General features: G+C 60.9%; 14 protein-coding genes and 1 tRNA gene. 2 read left to right on the top strand and 13 right to left on the bottom strand.

Translation table 11 applies throughout. The annotated features are described in order from the left end of the window. Positions 1-83: 83 nt before the first annotated feature. Positions 84-158, top strand: a tRNA-Arg gene (locus J5J83_RS20230). A 21-nt stretch (positions 159-179) separates the two neighbouring features. Here the strand turns inward: J5J83_RS20230 and J5J83_RS20225 are convergent. From J5J83_RS20225 to J5J83_RS20195, 7 genes are all read right to left on the bottom strand, one after another. Continuing rightward, entirely contained in the window at positions 180-929 is a 750-nt protein-coding gene (locus J5J83_RS20225) for a serine protease (protein ID WP_349251929.1), read from the bottom strand. Between the two features lie 44 nt (positions 930-973). Then, positions 974-1,918, bottom strand: a complete 945-nt coding sequence (locus tag J5J83_RS20220; protein ID WP_249115803.1) for a transglycosylase SLT domain-containing protein — start codon at positions 1,916-1,918, stop codon at positions 974-976. A gap of 16 nt (positions 1,919-1,934) precedes the next feature. Next, positions 1,935-3,215: a nucleotide sugar dehydrogenase gene (locus J5J83_RS20215; RefSeq protein WP_212351722.1), complete on the bottom strand. Its 1,281-nt coding sequence runs from the start codon at positions 3,213-3,215 to the stop codon at positions 1,935-1,937. Positions 3,216-3,310: 95 nt separating this feature from the next. Further along, the gene (prsT, locus tag J5J83_RS20210) at positions 3,311-6,115 is read right to left on the bottom strand and encodes an XrtA/PEP-CTERM system TPR-repeat protein PrsT (RefSeq protein WP_249115802.1); all 2,805 of its coding nucleotides are present in this window, start codon (positions 6,113-6,115) and stop codon (positions 3,311-3,313) included. A 2-nt stretch (positions 6,116-6,117) separates the two neighbouring features. Beyond that, positions 6,118-7,476 (bottom strand): PEP-CTERM-box response regulator transcription factor, encoded by a 1,359-nt coding sequence (gene prsR / locus J5J83_RS20205; RefSeq protein ID WP_212351721.1) that lies wholly within the window; start codon positions 7,474-7,476, stop codon positions 6,118-6,120. Next, a complete protein-coding gene (prsK, locus tag J5J83_RS20200) occupies positions 7,469-9,553 on the bottom strand; it encodes an XrtA/PEP-CTERM system histidine kinase PrsK (protein WP_212351720.1) in 2,085 nt (694 codons plus the stop codon). Before prsK ends, prsR begins: the two co-directional genes overlap by 8 nt. Positions 9,554-9,627: 74 nt before the next feature. Then, positions 9,628-11,010, bottom strand: a complete 1,383-nt coding sequence (locus J5J83_RS20195; protein ID WP_212351719.1) for a TIGR03013 family XrtA/PEP-CTERM system glycosyltransferase — start codon at positions 11,008-11,010, stop codon at positions 9,628-9,630. Positions 11,011-11,373: 363 nt separating this feature from the next. Here J5J83_RS20195 and J5J83_RS20190 point away from each other — a divergent pair, with 363 nt between their 5' ends. Then, a complete protein-coding gene (locus tag J5J83_RS20190) occupies positions 11,374-11,823 on the top strand; it encodes a MaoC family dehydratase (RefSeq protein WP_212351718.1) in 450 nt (149 codons plus the stop codon). A 121-nt stretch (positions 11,824-11,944) separates the two neighbouring features. On the opposite strand, the gene J5J83_RS20185 is transcribed toward J5J83_RS20190, so the two are convergent. From J5J83_RS20185 to nifD, 6 genes are all read right to left on the bottom strand, one after another. Beyond that, on the bottom strand, positions 11,945-12,211 hold the full coding sequence (locus tag J5J83_RS20185) for a DUF6129 family protein (protein ID WP_212351717.1): 267 nt from the start codon (positions 12,209-12,211) through the stop codon (positions 11,945-11,947). Continuing rightward, positions 12,208-12,933, bottom strand: a complete 726-nt coding sequence (locus J5J83_RS20180; RefSeq protein WP_212351716.1) for a dinitrogenase iron-molybdenum cofactor biosynthesis protein — start codon at positions 12,931-12,933, stop codon at positions 12,208-12,210. The genes J5J83_RS20185 and J5J83_RS20180 overlap by 4 nt, the downstream gene beginning before the upstream one ends. Before the next feature lie 65 nt (positions 12,934-12,998). Beyond that, on the bottom strand, positions 12,999-13,202 hold the full coding sequence (locus J5J83_RS20175; protein WP_108949287.1) for a 4Fe-4S dicluster domain-containing protein: 204 nt from the start codon (positions 13,200-13,202) through the stop codon (positions 12,999-13,001). A 29-nt stretch (positions 13,203-13,231) separates the two neighbouring features. After that, positions 13,232-13,456 carry a putative nitrogen fixation protein NifT gene (gene nifT, locus J5J83_RS20170; RefSeq protein WP_108949288.1) on the bottom strand — a complete coding sequence of 75 codons (225 nt, stop codon included), beginning with the start codon at positions 13,454-13,456 and terminating at the stop codon, positions 13,232-13,234. Positions 13,457-13,586: 130 nt separating this feature from the next. Next, on the bottom strand, positions 13,587-15,155 hold the full coding sequence (gene nifK, locus J5J83_RS20165) for a nitrogenase molybdenum-iron protein subunit beta (protein ID WP_212351715.1): 1,569 nt from the start codon (positions 15,153-15,155) through the stop codon (positions 13,587-13,589). Between the two features lie 191 nt (positions 15,156-15,346). Continuing rightward, positions 15,347-16,822: a nitrogenase molybdenum-iron protein alpha chain gene (gene nifD / locus J5J83_RS20160; protein WP_212351714.1), complete on the bottom strand. Its 1,476-nt coding sequence runs from the start codon at positions 16,820-16,822 to the stop codon at positions 15,347-15,349. Positions 16,823-16,842: the final 20 nt, after the last annotated feature.

Below are 16,842 nucleotides of genomic sequence, written 5' to 3'. Positions count from 1 at the left end.
CCGCCCCACAGACCAGGAAAAACCGCCGCGGTCGCAATCGCCACTTTGAACCCGGGCGCCAAGCGGATAGAATGCCCGCCGGCCTCCTTGTAGTTCAATGGATAGAACAGCCGCCTCCTAAGCGGCAAATGTGGGTTCGATTCCCGCCGAGGAGACCAGCCAACATCCTTCAACGTCCGTCAGTCCAGATGTTCGATCAGCTTCCTGAGGTATCTGACCGGGATCGCGTAGCTGATACCTGACGGATTACTGAGTACGCTTTCCTTCGTGGACTTCACGAAGACCATGTTCAACACCCCCAGCACCGCGCCCGAATCCGGATCGAACAAAGGACTTCCGCTGTTGCCCGGGTACGCGGTTGCATCCAGCTGATACACGTGAAAGGCGTCCGACGCGAGGCGACGCACCAGTGCCGGATTCAGGTCGCGCGAATTGCCCTGGGGAATGCCGATCGGGGTGATCGCTGAAATGATGCCCGTGTGCGTCACAGGCGTCATCCCCAGCACGCCGCCGATCGGAAAGCCCATGAAGGCGACGTTCTGCCCTTCGCTCGCCTTCGTGGTGTCGCCAAGCGTCAGCGATGGAAGCGGTGCCCCACCTTCGAACCGCAGAACCGCGAGATCATGGTCGCGATCCTTCGCTACCAGTTTGACCGGACGCACGGTCCGCTCACCATCATCCCCCGGCATCACGACGGCCAGGTACTCCAGCCGCTCCTCCGAGACCGCGTCGGGAATCACGTGTGCGTTGGTGGCAATCAGAAAGCCGCTTCCGACCACGAATCCCGTGCCCGAAAACTGGAACGCCGGGCTCCGCGTACGTTGGTAGGTTCCGATCGCGACCACCGAGGCCCTGACCTGAGGCACGGTCTCGACCAGACCCGCGTGCGCCGAAAACACGATGCAAAGGGCTGCCGCGCAGACCAGCACGCCAAGATGGCGGCATGCGCGAAACACCGAATGGGTCGCTGTCATCAATCCTGCTCCTTTTGAGCACTCAAGTTCGAAGCCGAAGTTACCTGGCTTGGAGAAACGATGCTGCTGTCGAAGGGGTGCCGACGATTGCGCACGAAGGCAAGAATGCGTTCCACGTAGCGTCGGGTTTCCGGGTATGGGGGAACGCCGCGGTATCGCTCTACGGCCCCCTCACCAGCATTGTAGCCAGCGGCCGCGAGGGCGATATCGCCCTCGAAGTAGGACAGCAACCAGCGCAGATAAGCAAGTCCGCCCTTGATGTTGTCCTCAGGATCCAGCGGCTTCCTGACGTTGAAGCGCGCGGCGGTATCCGGTATCAGCTGCATAACCCCCATGGCATTCTTGGGCGAGAGTGCGGTCGCGTCGAGGTTGGACTCGGCCAGTGCGATGGCCAGCGCAAGGCGCGGCTGAATACCGAATTTCGGCGCATGTTCGACCAGAATCCTCGCAATTCGCTGCCGGTCGCCGGACATGGAAGCAATCATTTCGTCCGCGGGCCAATATTCCAGCACGGTGCTCGGTGGCGGATGCAGGCAGTCGGGAACCGCACCGGTGTAGTCCCCCGTATAGCGCATCATGCGCGCCGCGTGCTCGTTGCCGAGAAAGGCGGCCATCGCGAACAGGGTGCCGGCATACGCATCGTTGCGCGCGACGCCGCGCGCATTCGCGTACATCCAGCCAAGCGCATAGATGGCCTCCGGATCACCCAATCGCGCTGCCTCGCAATAAAGCACGGCCGCGTGCTCGGGATCTCGCCGTACGCCCTCGCCATGCTCGTAGCTCTGCGCCTGTTGCGCCAGATAGCGTGCCTGCCGGGCGAAAGCGTCCGAAACCTCGGCAGCCGTTGCGGCGCTTGCAGGAACGATGTGCCAACAGAATGCCGCCGCCAGCGATAGCCAGCACCAGCGCGGCCGGACACGACTGGTCGGCCTCTGTTGCATCATGTCCGCCGCACAAAGTTCATAGTCGCCACACCTGCGCACCTGTCGCACTCAGGGCGTCCTTGTCGTAGGCCGACTTGACATCGGCAAACACGCCCTTGGGGACCAGTTTAGCCAATATGCGGTCAATGGGCATGTCGAGGTAAGCGGCGTGCGAGACTGCTGCAACGATGGCATCGGCGCGTGGAAGGGCATCCCATTCGGTCAGGGGGACACCATATTCGTGCATGGCCTCGTCTGCCGCAGCGACCGCGTCGTGCACATGCACATTGCAGCCATAGCTCTGAAGCTCACGGATCACGTCGATGACCTTGCTGTTACGCAGATCCGGACAGTTTTCCTTGAACGTCAGCCCGAGGACGATGACATCGGCCCCCTTGATGCTCGAACCCGCATTGATCATCTCCTTGACGGTCTGCTCGGCAACATACTTGCCCATGCCATCGTTGATCCTGCGCCCGGCAAGAATCACCTGCGGGTGGTAGCCGAGCATGTCGGCCTTGTGCGTCAGATAGTAGGGATCCACGCCGATGCAATGGCCACCGACCAGGCCCGGTCGGAAAGGCAGGAAGTTCCATTTGGTGCCCGCAGCCTTGAGCACCTCGAGCGTGTCGATGCCGATCTTGTGGAAGATCAGCGAGAGTTCGTTCATCAATGCGATATTGAGGTCGCGCTGGGTATTCTCGATGACCTTCGCAGCCTCGGCGACCTTGATCGAACTTGCGGGGTAGACTCCTGCAGTGATCACCTCTCCATAGATCCGGCTCACTGTCGCCAGTGTCTCCGGGGTATCGCCGGAGACCACCTTCACGATCTTGGTGACAGTGCGCTCCTTGTCTCCCGGATTGATTCGCTCCGGCGAATAGCCGACAAAGAACCCCTCTTTCCATTTCAGACCGGACTCGCGTTCCAGTATCGGAATGCAGATCTCCTCCGTCGCCCCCGGATAGACAGTAGACTCATAGACCACGATGGCGCCGGGTTTGAGATGACGTCCTACGGTCTGAGAAGACTTTTCCAAGGGCGTGAAGTCAGGCTGATGCGCGTCGTCGACCGGAGTTGGCACCGCCACGATGATGAAGTCGGCTTCACGCAGCACGGCCGGATCGGTATGGCAACTCAGCTGCGTGGCCGCACGCAGGTCCGCAGTCGACACCTCACCGGTCGGATCGATGAACTCGCGGTAGGCTGCGACCTTCTCCGCAGAGAGATCGAAACCGATGGTACGAAATTTCTTGCCGAATTCAACCGCCAGCGGCAACCCGACATAGCCCAGACCGATAACTGCAATGGTGTTCATCGACACATTCCTTGATCAATTCGACATAACTGGGTGGTGCGATGCGAATCACTGGCTCGACGGCATCGCACCCTAGCGCCTTCCGCGCTAGACGTTCAAAGTGTTTTCAACAGTTCCGAGGCCTCGGCATGCGCCGGTGTACCGGCAGACAATTTGGGCATCAATGCTTCCAGCACCCTGCGGGCCTCCGCCTTGCGATCAAGCTTTGCATAACTCCTGGCAAGGTTCATCTGCAATTGCGGGAGCTCTGGCGCCAGCGTCACCGCCCGCTCGAGGTTTGCCATGCCTTTGCCTGGCTGCCCATTGTCGATCTGGATTACGCCCACCGTATCGAGCACAACCGGATTGTCCGGCGCCAGCGCAAGCGCCTGTTCCGCATAGTTCAATGCCTGCGCGTCCTTTACCGCCGCTGCACTCCAGGCCAGATTGTTCAGTATCAGCGCGTTCCTCGGCGCGATTTCATTCATGCTGCGAAACAGCTGGACTGCCTCTCCGTAACGTTTCTCGGCAAGCGCACGTTCGGCAAGGTAGCCACGCACGAGCAGATCTTTCGGTTCAGCCCGCAGCCAATCCGACACCAGTTTGTCGGCTTCCTGCTTGCGATCGACCCGCAGCAGCGCGGAATGCAGCTTATTGACGTACTCGCCGCTCTTGCTGCGATCCAGCGCCTTCTTGTATGCCGCCACGGCGTCAGCCCACTGCCCCCCGCTCCCCAGAACATCGCCTTCGAGCGCATACCCGAGAGCCATTGCCGGAAACTGTCGCTGAGCCTGCTTAGCAGTCGCAAGTGCGGCGCTCTTGTCACCGCGCGTGACCTGCACACCGACCAGGCGCTGAAGCACATCTGCCGAATCCGGCTTCAGCGCCAGCGCCTTCAACAGGGTCTGTTCCGCAGCAGCGTCCTCCTTCACCTGCCGCTGGACATCCGCAAGCATCACCAGGGGGGCAGGCGACTGCGGCTGAACATTGACCAGCTTGAGCAAGGTCGCGATGGTCTGCCTTGCTTCACCCGTCGCCAGTTGCGCCCGCGCCAATGCCTCGAGGGCACGCGGATCGCCTGGCTGTGCCGCGGCTGCTTGCTGTGCAATAGTCAGCGCCTTGGCCGAGTCGCGCATCCTCAGGTGCTGCTGGATCAGGGCGAGCTGTGGCGGGAGCATGCCTGGCCCGGCCTGCGCAGCGCGCTCGAGCGTATCGAGAACTGCGGCCTGCGGGTCACCCGTCGTCACCTGCAAATCAGCGAAAGCCAGCAAGGCATCGACGTTCTTTGGATTGTCCTGCAGGATGCGCTCAAACCGGCCCCTGGCGAGCTCGGGCTTGTTGTCCGCCAGATCCAGCCGCGCCAGATTGACGACGGCCGCCAGGAAGTCCGGCCTGACCTGGAGTGACTTCTCGAACGCGGCACGCGCACCTGCCAGATCGCGTTTGGCGAGAAGAATGCCGCCCTTCAAGTTGTACGTCTGAGGATTGTCCGGCTGCTTGTGCTCAAGCGTGGCGTAGGCGGCAAGCGCCCTGTCGAACTCGTTGCGCTGCATGTAGGCCAGAATCAGGGCCAGATCCGCTTCGCCCGCCTTCTCGTCCAGCGCCGAGGCGGCTTCGAGATCCGCAAATGCGCGCTCCGCATCCCCCCCTGCCAGTCGGGCAATGCCCAGGCGGGTGCGGGCGGCGACATCCTCGGGGGCCCCCTTCGCCGATTTCGCCAAGTAGGTCTGAGCCTTGTCGAAATCCCCCTTTGCCAAGTAGATCTGGCCAATAAGCCCAGCCAGGCCAGGATCCTGATCGGCACGATCGAAAAGCGGCTGGACGGATTCAAGCGCCCGCACGGGCTCCCCGGTCGCGAGGTAGGATGCGGCGAGCAGGCGTCTTGCCGTCTCCTGCCGCGGCGCGCCCTCCAGCACCTTGAGCAGGTGCTGACGGGCCTGCAGGTGATCGTTCAGGCGAAAAAGCACAGACCCCGCAAGCAGGCGGCCGGGCAAGAAGTCCGGTGCATTCTTGACCACCAGCGCCATTCCATCGCGCGCCTCCGTCAGACGCCCGTTACGGAAGTCGAGAAAGGCCTGCACATAAAGCGTTGAGGGGTGATTGGGCGCAATCCGCTTCATTTCCGCCAGTTGCCGTGTGGCTGCTTCAAGGCTGTTTTGCCGCAGGAGCAGCGAGGCGAGCGCAAAATGATGTGTCACGGAATTCGGCTTGGCCTTCACCGCCGCTTCCAGCGCCACGATAGCCGCGTCAGGTTTCCCCTGGGCCAGCATGGCGTCGGAGAGGAGAACCTGTGCCTCCGCAAGATCCGCCTTGCGCGCAATCACCGTCTCCGCCTCGGCCTGGGCGCCAGCGGGATCGCCCGCGACGAGCTTCGCACGCCCCAGCCCGACTCTTGCGAGATTGTCTTCCGGGCTCAGACTGAGCGCTGCTTCGAATCTCTGGCGGGCCTCGGGCGCCATCGCCTTGACCAGGTACGCCTCGCCGACGGTCGTCAGCAATTGAGCCTGAGCGACCTTGTCCCGCATCGTCATCGCGGCGAAGTCCTTAATAACACGATCCGCCTGGGCCGAACCCAGCAGGGCCCGCGCAAGCAGCGGTGCAACCGCCTCGGCATCGTAGCCCAACTCGGCGGCACGCTCGAGTTCCTTTGCGGCACCTCGCATATCGCCCTGCTGCAGGTTGATCTTGCCCAGCAAGAAGCGCCCTTCGGCCAGCTTACCGTTCTCCTGAAGTGCATTCTTGAGCTGGATCGATGCCGCATTCACGTCGTTCTTTGCCAGATAGGCCTTCGCCGATGCGACCATTTCTTCCGGGCTATCGCTGCATCCGGCGAGCGTTGCAGCGGAAATCACCGCCACGAAGACGTGGCGAGCCGACCTGCCCCACCGGGATGATTTCAGCTTGATTCGCTTCGTAGACAAGTTCAACTCTCCTTCTTCAATCCGAAACGATTCATGAGGTCGTAGAGTGACGGCCGGCTCACGCCGAGCACCTCTGCGGCTTTGGCAATATTGCCGTTGGTTCGAGCAAGGACCCTGACGACGGCCTTGCGCTCGGCCTCGTCACGGACGTGCCTGAGATTGAGCTTTTCAAGATCCTCGTCCGCACTCGCAAGGCCAAGGTCTTCGGCGGTAATGCGGTTTCCGTCGGCCATGATCACGGCGCGTTTCAGGCAATTTTCCAGTTCACGCACGTTCCCTGGCCAAGGGTGCGACTCGATTGCAGGAATCGCGTCCTCCGCCAGATGAAGGCTTCCGCGGCCATTCTCGCTTGCAAAGCGCTGGGCAAACGCATGCGCCAGCAGCACGGCATCCCCCTCCCTGTCGCGCAAGGCGGGTATGTCAACCACGATCTCCGCCAGACGATAGTACAAGTCTTCGCGAAACTGGCCCGCCTGAATCTGCGCCTTGAGATCGCGGTGGGTCGCACAGACCACGCGCACATCGACCGGGATCTCCTGTCGCCCGCCAATGCGTTCAATGACCCGCTCCTGCAGGAATCGCAGCAACTTTGCCTGCAGAGGCATGGGCAGATCACCGATTTCATCCAGGAACAGCGTTCCCTTGTGTGCCGTCTCGATCTTTCCAAGGGTTTGCTTGGCGGCGCCGGTGAATGCACCCTTCTCGTAACCGAACAGCTCACTTTCGAGCAGGTTTTCCGGAATCGCCGCGCAATTGATCGCAACGAAACGCTCCTTTGCGCGCGGCGACATGGAGTGCAAGCCTCGCGCCAGCACCTCCTTTCCGGTCCCGCTCTCTCCCAGAAGCGCGACAGTGACCGTGGCGGTGGCCACCCGCTCGATCATCCGGCAGACCTTCAGCATCGACGGATCGCGAGTCAGCAAACCGGCAAGCGGGCCGGCCTGACTTTCACGCAAGCGGGCATTCTCGGCCTGGAGATCATGCAGCCGAAACGCCCGGTCAATGGTCAGGGAGAGCAACTCGGGCTCGAATGGCTTGCCGAAGAAGTCATAGGCGCCCATGCCAACTGCACGCACGGCATTCTCGCGGTCGTGTTGCCCGGTCAGCACGATCACTTTCGTATCCGGCGCCAGCGCAAGCATTTCGGCCAGCAACAAGAATCCCTCGGAGACATCATCGGGGCTCGGTGGAAGACCGAGATCCATCGTGACCACGGCCGGTTCATGGCGCCGCAATTGAGCGATCGCGCTCTCCCGGTCGCTTGCAAGAACGGTTTCAAAGCCGTCGAACGCCCAGCGCATCTGCTTTTGCAGCGCGGGGTCGTCTTCAACAATCAGTAGGGTACGCTGCTTCTCAGTCATGCTGACTGACCACTCCCTGCTCCTGGCCCGAATGGCCTCTGGCCACGCGCGGCAACTCGATGGTCACACATGTTCCGACGCCCGCTTCGCTTTCAAAGCGAACGTCGCCTCCCAATTCCCTGATGTACTGTCTGGTCTCGAACACGCCGATCCCCATACCGCTTGATTTGGTCGTCTCGAACGGGCGCGCGAGGCGCTCGCGAAGAAAGTCGTCGGACATACCGCACCCCGTATCCTGCACCACGACGACAACCCGATCGGCATCATTCCCACCCAGACGGGCTATTACCTTACCATTCTCTGGCGTCGCCTCGAGCGCATTTTGCACGATATGCCCGATCACCCGCTCGAGCCGTTCGGGATGCGCCCGCACGATGCATGTACCGTCGGCAGGCAGGAGCAGATCGACACGCGGAAGTTGATCCTTGCGACGACGGCAAATCGATTCGAGTACCGCCGCCACATCCACGCTCCGGGTCGGGTCGATCGAGCGCTTCTCCTGTAACTGTGCCATCAATGCGCGCATGCGTGCCTCCACGTGCGCAACAGTTTCCAGCATGTCCTCCTGAAACGCCGGATTATGGCGATGACGCTCGGCATTCTTCAGCATCAGCGACAGCTGCGCGACCAGATTTTTCAGATCATGCACCACAAACGCCGACATACGGTTGAAGGATTCGAACTTGCGTGCCTCCAACAGCGCCTCGGCGGACAGCATTCTTTCCAGGTAACTGGCGGCTTGGCGCTGTGCGGTCTTGAGCAGGTCGAGAACCTCCCAGTCGACCTCGAAACTCGCCCGCGGCGCCGTAAGGACGACGAAACCGACGAGACTGCCCGCGCTCTTCAATGGGATCAGCAGCCAGGCATCGGGAAACAGCGCCAGCCACTCCGGCAATTCGAGCCCCTTATATACAGCCGGACTTGTCCGATACTCTTCCAGATTGACCACCCACTCGCGCGCTTCGAGAAAGGCGAGAAAAGGGGACCCCGAGGGCTCGGATGCGTCGATTCGGGGCTGATTGAGCCTCGAGTGCGTTCGCACCGTCCCGTCCAGCCCCCGCAACCAGAGTGTTCCACCCGGGCTTTCGACCAGATCGGACAATGCCTTGATGACCGACTCCCCCAGATCCAGCTTGCCATCGGCAGACGACAGGGCCTGCGTAAACCGCAACCATTCATTCCGGTAATCATAGCGATACGGAAAAAGGTGCTTGTTGATCAACACCCTCATTCGCGCCCGCTGAGCGCCGGAAAAGAAGAACAGCGCCAGCAACAGCAATGCCGCAAAGGACAAAGCCGCCTGCAGCGCGCGTCCCCATCCCCCGCCGAAATAGCGGACGTAGTAACCTGCGCCTGCGACTGCCAGCAGATACAAGCCTGCAACGGCCAGCGACGTCGAATGGAAGACCGCCTCTCTGGACATCGACATCCGCAATGACCAGGAGGAATTCCGCGCACCCGAAAGCGCCACCAGCGGCACGACGAGCGCGTGCGCAAGACCACGGACGGCCCAGACATCCATGTCCAGCCTGCCGAACAGGAAACCCTCGGCAAACAGGTAAAGCTCAAACATGTAGCTTGCGCTCAGTCCTACACACAGCGGCTTGAGCCCCCAACGCGACTCCGTAGGCATGCCGCGGTAGAGTTGCTCGACCAGCACCAGTCCATACACGGCGGACGCCAGTGACAAGGCGATGTGAAAGCGCATTCCCAGTTCCGCACCGACGAGTTCGAAGCCGGAGACCAGCACGCCGATCAGTTGAGACCCGACAATGAACGCGGCAATGCCTAGCGGCCAGCGTGCCGCTGGCGCCAGGAGCGGACGCAAGAGCAAGACCAGGAACGCAAACCAGCTTGCCGAACGGAACACATCGAGCGCCAAGGCAAGCTGATTGAGCCAGGCGACCTGCGTGCTGGCAAATACGGCCGAGCTCAGCGCCCAGAGGAAGGACACCGAGATTGTGAGCAGCAGCAAGCCACCCTTCAGGGCACCTCGCCAAGCGGCATAGAGATAGATGCCGAAAATGAAGTAGACAAGGGCCGCCAGTCCGTAGCCCCAAACCGCGAAATCAGCCAACACAGACCCCTATCTCAGCCTTCGGCAGCAAAAAACCCGCGACAGAGCCCTTGTGCCAAAGCCCGGCGAGTCCGTCAGTGCGCGCCTTCTCCCGTCAGCACGACCCGCACCGTCTCGAAGAGCACGAGTATATCGAGCACGAGGGTATGGTTCTTCACGTAGAACAGATCGTACTGCAGCTTCTGGATTGCATCATCCACCGACGATCCGTATTGATACCGTACCTGTGCCCAGCCCGTCACACCCGGCTTGACGCAGTGGCGCACTCCATAGAAGGGAATCTCGCGCGCCAACTGATCCACGAAGTAGGGGCGCTCAGGCCGCGGCCCCACCAGGCTCATGTTGCCCACCAGCACATTGAACAACTGCGGCAACTCATCAATCCGCATCTTGCGGATGCAGCTTCCCACACGGGTGGCCCGATCATCGTTGGAGCTAGCCCAGCGTGGCTTGCCATCCTTCTCGGCATCGGTACGCATGCTGCGGAACTTCGTCACCTTGAAGATCTTGCCGCCCAGGCCGACACGTTCCTGCCGATAGAAAACCGGCCCGCCATCTTCGAGCAGAATCAACAGTGCGGTGATCAACATGACCGGTGCGGACAGAATCAGCAGAATGGTGGCGGCGACCAGATCGAAACAGCGCTTCACGATGGCGCGCCCGAGACTCTGCCTGAAGCCGTCCCCGTAAATCAGCCAGCTCGCGCGCAGCGAATCAACCCTGACCTGCCCCTGTACACGCTCGAAAAACGAGGACAGATCCAGCACGCGCACACCCGCGAGCTTGCAATCGAGCAGTTCGCGCAGCGGCAAGACCCCTCCTCGACGCTCACGCACCGCCACGATGACCTCATTCACACGCAGGCGGCGCACCAGATCGACCAAACCGGTCCCAGACACCACTTGCCGCGCATCAACCTCAATGGGGTCGTCCCCTCCACCGGAGAAAAACCCGACGATTTCGATTCCGCCCTGACCGGGCGCGGTAAGGGCACGCTGCACCGACACTGCATCGGGGCCGGTCCCAAGAATCAGCACCCTCGGCGCAAACAAGGAAGACGACTGACGGCGGTTTACCGTTGCCCGCATCGACAGCACGACGCCAAGGATGAGCAGTACCGAGGCCTGCATGGCCCCGGAATTGAAGCCCGACCACGGCAGCCAGCGAAAGACGGCAAAGGCGACCGGCACACTGACGACGACCGACAACAAGACCCGTGCAATAGCAGCGCGATGGGAGTATTCGGCTGCGGGTCGATACAAGCCCATTGCCGAATTCAAGCCCACCATCAGCAATGCGAAAACCAATGCCGAAGGCAACACGACGATCCACTCGACAGTCTCGGCATGGGACTGGAAAGTAATCGCGATGACCACCGCAGCAAAGAGCAGCAATGCGTCGAGCAGGATCTGTTGCAACGTATGTGAGGGGAAATAGTGGCTGAAGACCTTCACCATGATTATTCCTTGAAACCAATCATTGAGCGCCACTGCGCGCTGGACGCACCCGAAATCACCCGCGAAGCGTCCTCGGCACAAAGATAACGCATCAGCCCATACCCACCCGTTAAACTAGTCACGAAAGCGTTCAGACGTACCATTGCCACCTGAATTTCCCACTAACTGGCTGTATTTAAGGAAATTTTTGATTCTATTTGCAATCGAATGCGCGATATTAACACAGCCGCTTTGCATTTCTGCTGCACTGCACGAATGACGCCATTGCAGTGAGATCCATGCGACCATCAGCAGGTACTTACGATATGCTTTGCGCGCCAGACGCGCCTTGAACACCACACGTGCCACAACTTGGAGAACGCAATGTCGGCTGAAACACGCAATTTTCAGGAAATGTATGGCTACAACTTCGAAGAACTCATGGAGGGCATGACTGCGGCCGTATCGCGCACTGTCAGTGAAGCCGACATCCTGATGTTTGCCGGAGTGTCGGGCGACACCAACCCCGTCCATATGGACGCCGAATTCGCGGCCAGCACCATGTTTGGCGGCAGGATCGCCCATGGCATGTTGTCGGCCGCCTTCATTTCGACGGTTTTCGGCACACGCCTGCCCGGGCCAGGCTGCATCTACCTGTCCCAGACCCTCAAGTTCAAGGCGCCGGTAAAGGTAGGAGACACCGTAGTCGCACGCGTCACATTGACATCGCTCAAGCCGGAGAAACGGCGAGCCGTGTTTGCTACCGTATGCTCGGTGGGCGCGACCGAGGTACTGAGTGGCGAAGCGGAGATCTTCCTCCCGCCTCGCGGCTGATCGGGACTGCCGAAAACCCGGCGTGAGACCGAAACTTCGATAGTCGGCGGGGCATTCACCCCGCTGACTCAAGCGGTCGAGAAATCAATCTCCATGCGCATCCGGCAGCGCCTGCCGGGCATCAGGCTTCGACAGTCGCCACCACAAGGCCGATCGCCGACTCCGCATCTTGCGACAACGCCAGGCAATGCTCCCCACCGCCAACGTAGTACAGGTTGAAGCCATCAGCCTCAAGTGCAGGCTTGAGGCGGGCAGGAACGTCGTCTTCGGAACACGCGACGAAGCGCAGCCCCGGCCATTCCTTGCGCAAGACACTCACGCAGCCGTCGCCGTGTCCGACCCGTCCCACGATTTCGACCGTCTTGTTCAATATCTCGGTGGTAATCATGCGTCGGCCTCCTCGCTAGCGGCATAGCGTCTGAGACTGACGGACTCGCGTCCGAGCAATTTGGCCAGCCAAGGCGGCGGGCAGCTGAGCGTTCCCTGCAATTGCGCCAGCACTTCGCGCGCATCCCCGCCCACCGGATATTTCACCGGGTGGATACCCGCACGCACCACTTTCGCCGCGGCCGGACCGCCAATGGACTGCATGTACGCCAGGTGACAGTCGCCAATAAGTTCTGCGCGCGCGACGTTGCGGTCCTCGGCTTCATCCGCCGCCCGCGTCGACCGCACCTCGGCGAGCACGACGTCCGACTCGGAGACCAGATAGACCAGAAAACGGCTGCAGGAACCGAAATGCCCATCGAGCTTCTCACCGGTGTTCGAAGCCACCGCAACCCTGAGCAGCCCCTCGCTGGAAGGCAAAGCGGCGTCCGGCACGGGCGCCCCGTCATCAATACCCTCCCCCCACAGATAGCGCACGGCCGCCTTCAGCGCATGCGCGTCCACGCCCGGATCCACGATCTCATCGCCCTGCAGCATGGCCTTGATATCGGCGACGGTAACACGGGCAAGCTTGCTCTCGGTCACCGGGGTGCCCAGTCGGTCGCCTAGCGCGCGCACGAACGCTGACACTTTGACGTCGGGCAGGGCGCGGGCGGCCAGCGCAATACGCAAGGCGGCCTCGCGGGTTACCGGGCTGGCGGAGGAACTGGCAGTGGCGTTCATGACTGACCTCTCGGGACAGGAAATACGGACGGAGCGCGCCACGACGACGCGCTCCGGATTCAGGATCAGGCCGCGAGCGGCACGATACAGGTATCGGTACCGGGGCACACGGCGACGCACTGCGGCTCGTCGAACTCGCCCTCGCACTCGGTGCAGGTATCGGGGTTGATCTTGAAGATGCCGCCCTTGTCGGTAATCGACTTGGTCGGGCAAACCGGCTTGCAATCGCCACATGACGTGCATTCAGCCTGAACGATCTTGAGCGCCATGATGAACTCCTTTCAATGAGAAAACGCCCTTACTCGGGCGCATCCACTCGCTTTGCACGCACGGAAACCGGCAGTCGTGCCGGTGCTTCCTGGGGCTCGATGTAATACGTTCCGCCACTTGCGAGTTTGAGTTCTCCACCCCACTTCGCCGGAGTGTCGAACTCGATCGAGGCGATGTTGTCCTCGAGGTCGCGCTTGGGCAGGTAGAACACCAGGCCGCCTGCGTCGTTCTTGCGAATCATGATATTGGCCACAACGGACCTCCTTGTAGGCTCGGACACAAGGTCCGACGCCAGGGGCGTATTTGCCCCTGGCCACGACAACACCCGGCGTCGGCTTGCGTGAGGGCGGTTCCCCCCGCAGCCGTTCCGGACGACCTTCTGCTTAGCGAATCAGGTCGTAGTTGTAGTCGGTGGTACCCATGCCGCGGGTCTCGTCGTCGAGCCGCTCGAGGACAGCATTGACCAAGGTGGTGAGGATGTACATCGCGCCCTCGTAACCCAGCGTGGTCATCCTGTGCAGGTGGTGACGATCGAAGATCGGGAAGCCGAGACGGATCAGCGGCACCTCGAACTCCTTGCCCTTATGGACCGTATCACGCTGGATGTACTTGCCGTACGAGTTGCCGATCAGGAAATCGGGCTTGTCGGTGAAGCACAGGCTGCGCAGGTGCCACAGGTCGGCGCCAACGTGAACCTTGCAGCTCGCGCCCACCGGCGACTCGGCCAACATCTTCTCGACCGCCTTGCCCCAGCGCTTGTTGGCGTTGTTGCACACGATGTGGGTCGGTTCGGCACCGAGTTCGAGCAGGAACTTGACCATGCCCATGACGAAGTCGGGATCGCCGTACAGCGCGAACTTCTTGCCGTGGAGCCAGGTATGGCTGTCCTGCATCATGTCCATCAGGCGGCCGCGCTCGAGCGCCAGCGACTCCGGAATCTCCTTGCCGGTGATCTCGGACACCTTCATCAGGAACTCGTCGGTCCACTCCATGCCCATCGGGATGTTGAGCTTCGGGATGTCGTGGTTCCACGTGTTTTCGACGAACTTCTTCGTCTTCTCGAGTTGCCACGGCTGCAGCAGGATGGTGTTGTGCGCATTCGGCGCGTCCTTCACTTCATCCATCGTCGTGCCGCCCGAGTACATGCGGAACTCACCGTCGGACGGGGTATCGAGCACTTCGGTGGGATCGGACAACAGGGTTGCATCGACGCCCATCTCGCCCATCATGCGCTTGATGACGCGGTAGTTGCCGAGGTAGGTCTCGAAGCCCGGCACGAAGTTGAGCTTGCCGTTGGAGCCGGCAACCTTGCCTTCCATGCTGTTGAGGGTGAAGTAACGTGCGATGCCCTCGAACATGTTGTCCCAGCCGGTGGTGTGGCTACCGACAAACGACGGCGTGTGGGCGAACGGAACCGGGTAGTCCTGTTCGATGTGACCCGCCTTCTTGGTGTTGTTGATGAAGGCATTAAGGTCGTCACCGATCACCTCGGCCATGCAGGTGGTCGACACGGCGATCATGTCGGGCTTGTACAGCGCCTTGGCGTTTTCCAGGCCGTCGAACATGTTCTTCTGACCACCGAACACTGCCGCATCTTCCGTCATCGAATCGGAGACGCAGGAGATCGGCTCCTTGAAGTGACGGTTGAAGTAGGTGCGGAAGTACGCCACGCAGCCTTGCGAACCATGCACATACGGCAGGGTCTTGTGGAAACCGAGCGAGCACAGCACGGCGCCGAGCGGCTGACAAGCCTTGGCCGGATTGATGGTCAGCGCTTCGCGCTTGAAGTTGAGATCCTGGTATTCCTTGGTGGTGGTCCACTGGAACACTTCCTCAACCTTGTCCGCCGGGTGGCGTTCTTCGAACAGATCCTGCTTGTTCTTCAGCGACGCCTTGTAGTCGTCGTCACGGAACAGGGGGTAGCAGGGCTTGATATCGTCAACGGTCTGCATTTCTGGCTCCTTGCCTGCGCCGCCAATCTGCGGACGTCAGGCACAAGGTTTTGGGTTGCGCGGAGGTGCCTCCGCGCATCAACACTTTGCGCGCCGGGCGAAGCATCGCGACCCGATTCATCTGACCCCCGAAACGGGAGGCCGGAATCACAGGCGGATCGCGACGTCGTACCCGGCTGACTCGCGTGCTATTACGCAGCGGCCTTCACTTCTTCGGCGGGCTTGACGGCCTTCCACGGCGGGGTCTGCTTGCCCCAGCACGGGTTGTTCAGCGTCATGTCCATGTCACGGGCGAAGATGGCGAAGCCGTCAAAGCCGTGATACGGGCCGGAGTAGTCCCAGCTGTGCATCTGGCGGAAGGGGATGCCCATCTTTTGATAGATGTACTTCTCCTTGATGCCGGAGCCAACCAGATCGGGCTTGATGCGCTTGACGAACTCTTCCAGCTCGAAGCCGGTGACGTCGTCGTACAGCAGCGTGGCGTTGCCCATTTCCTTGATCGTACGATCGTAGTCATCGTTGTGGCCGAACTCGTAGCCCGTACCGACGACTTCCATGCCCAGGTCCTCGTAAGCGCCAATGACGTGACGGGGACGCAGACCGCCGATGTAGAGCATGACGCGCTTGCCTTGCAGACGCGGCTTGTACTTGGCGATGACGGCTTCCATCATCGGCTTGTACTTGGCGATCACGCGCTCGGCGCCTTCCTTGATCGAGTCGTCGAAGAAGGCCGCGATGCGACGCAGCGACTCTTCGATCTTGGTCGGGCCGAAGAAGTTGTACTCCATCCATGGAATCCCGTACTTCTCTTCCATGTGACGGCTGATGTAGTTCATCGAACGGTAGCAGTGCAGCAGGTTCAGCTTCGCCTTCGGGGTGTTCTCCATTTCAGCGATGGTGCCGTCGCCGGACCACTGAGCGATCACGCGCAGGCCCATCTCCTCGAGGAAGATGCGCGATGCCCAGGCGTCGCCGCCGATGTTGTAGTCGCCGATAATGGTGACGTCGTACGGGGTCGATTCGAAATGCTGACCGTCGCGGTTCGACAGCACCCAGTCGCGCACCGCGTCGTTGGCGATGTGGTGACCGAGAGACTGCGACACGCCGCGGAAGCCTTCGCAGCGCACCGGCACCACGACCTTGTTGAGTTCCTTGGCAGCTTTCTTGGAGACGGCTTCGATGTCGTCACCGATCAGGCCGATCGGGCACTCGGACTGAACCGTGATCCCCTTGTGCAGCGGGAACAGGGATTCGATCTCGTTCATGATCTTGGCGAGCTTCTTGTCGCCGCCGAAAACGATGTCCTTCTCCTGGAAGTCGGAGGTGAAGTTCATCTCGGCAAAGGTATTCACGCCCGTGGTGCCGACGTAGTAGTTACGACGACCGGCGCGCGAGTACTGACCGCAACCGACGGGACCGTGGGAGATGTGGATCATGTCCTTGACCGGACCCCACACCACACCGCGCGAACCTGCGTAGGCACAGCCACGGATGGTCATCACGCCGGGCAGCGACTTGCGGTTGGAGGTGATGCATTTCTTGGACTGCTCGATCGACTGATCGTTGATCGCGAGGTGCTTGGCGCGATCCTTCTTGGCCTTCTCGGGATAGACCTCGAGCACTTCCTGGATAAGGCTCTCGGTTTCTTCACGGGTGAGCGTAGACATCTTGCTTCTCCTGTTCACGA

It is taken from the genome of Azoarcus sp. L1K30 (assembly GCF_018122735.1).
In the GTDB taxonomy this organism is placed as follows: Bacteria; Pseudomonadota; Gammaproteobacteria; order Burkholderiales; family Rhodocyclaceae; genus Parazoarcus.
This window is presented reverse-complemented; position numbering and strand designations above follow the sequence as displayed.

What these genes read in the sequence shown, in the direction of transcription:
- J5J83_RS20220 (WP_249115803.1), bottom strand. Translation starts at nt 1,918, where the DNA reads ATGATGCAACAGAGGCCGACCAGTCGTGTCCGGCCGCGCTGGTGCTGG.
- J5J83_RS20215 (WP_212351722.1), bottom strand. Translation starts at nt 3,215, where the DNA reads ATGAACACCATTGCAGTTATCGGTCTGGGCTATGTCGGGTTGCCGCTG.
- prsR (WP_212351721.1), bottom strand. Translation starts at nt 7,476, where the DNA reads ATGACTGAGAAGCAGCGTACCCTACTGATTGTTGAAGACGACCCCGCG.
- J5J83_RS20195 (WP_212351719.1), bottom strand. Translation starts at nt 11,010, where the DNA reads ATGGTGAAGGTCTTCAGCCACTATTTCCCCTCACATACGTTGCAACAG.
- J5J83_RS20190 (WP_212351718.1), top strand. Translation starts at nt 11,374, where the DNA reads ATGTCGGCTGAAACACGCAATTTTCAGGAAATGTATGGCTACAACTTC.
- J5J83_RS20185 (WP_212351717.1), bottom strand. Translation starts at nt 12,211, where the DNA reads ATGATTACCACCGAGATATTGAACAAGACGGTCGAAATCGTGGGACGG.
- J5J83_RS20180 (WP_212351716.1), bottom strand. Translation starts at nt 12,933, where the DNA reads ATGAACGCCACTGCCAGTTCCTCCGCCAGCCCGGTAACCCGCGAGGCC.
- J5J83_RS20175 (WP_108949287.1), bottom strand. Translation starts at nt 13,202, where the DNA reads ATGGCGCTCAAGATCGTTCAGGCTGAATGCACGTCATGTGGCGATTGC.
- nifK (WP_212351715.1), bottom strand. Translation starts at nt 15,155, where the DNA reads ATGCAGACCGTTGACGATATCAAGCCCTGCTACCCCCTGTTCCGTGAC.
- nifD (WP_212351714.1), bottom strand. Translation starts at nt 16,822, where the DNA reads ATGTCTACGCTCACCCGTGAAGAAACCGAGAGCCTTATCCAGGAAGTG.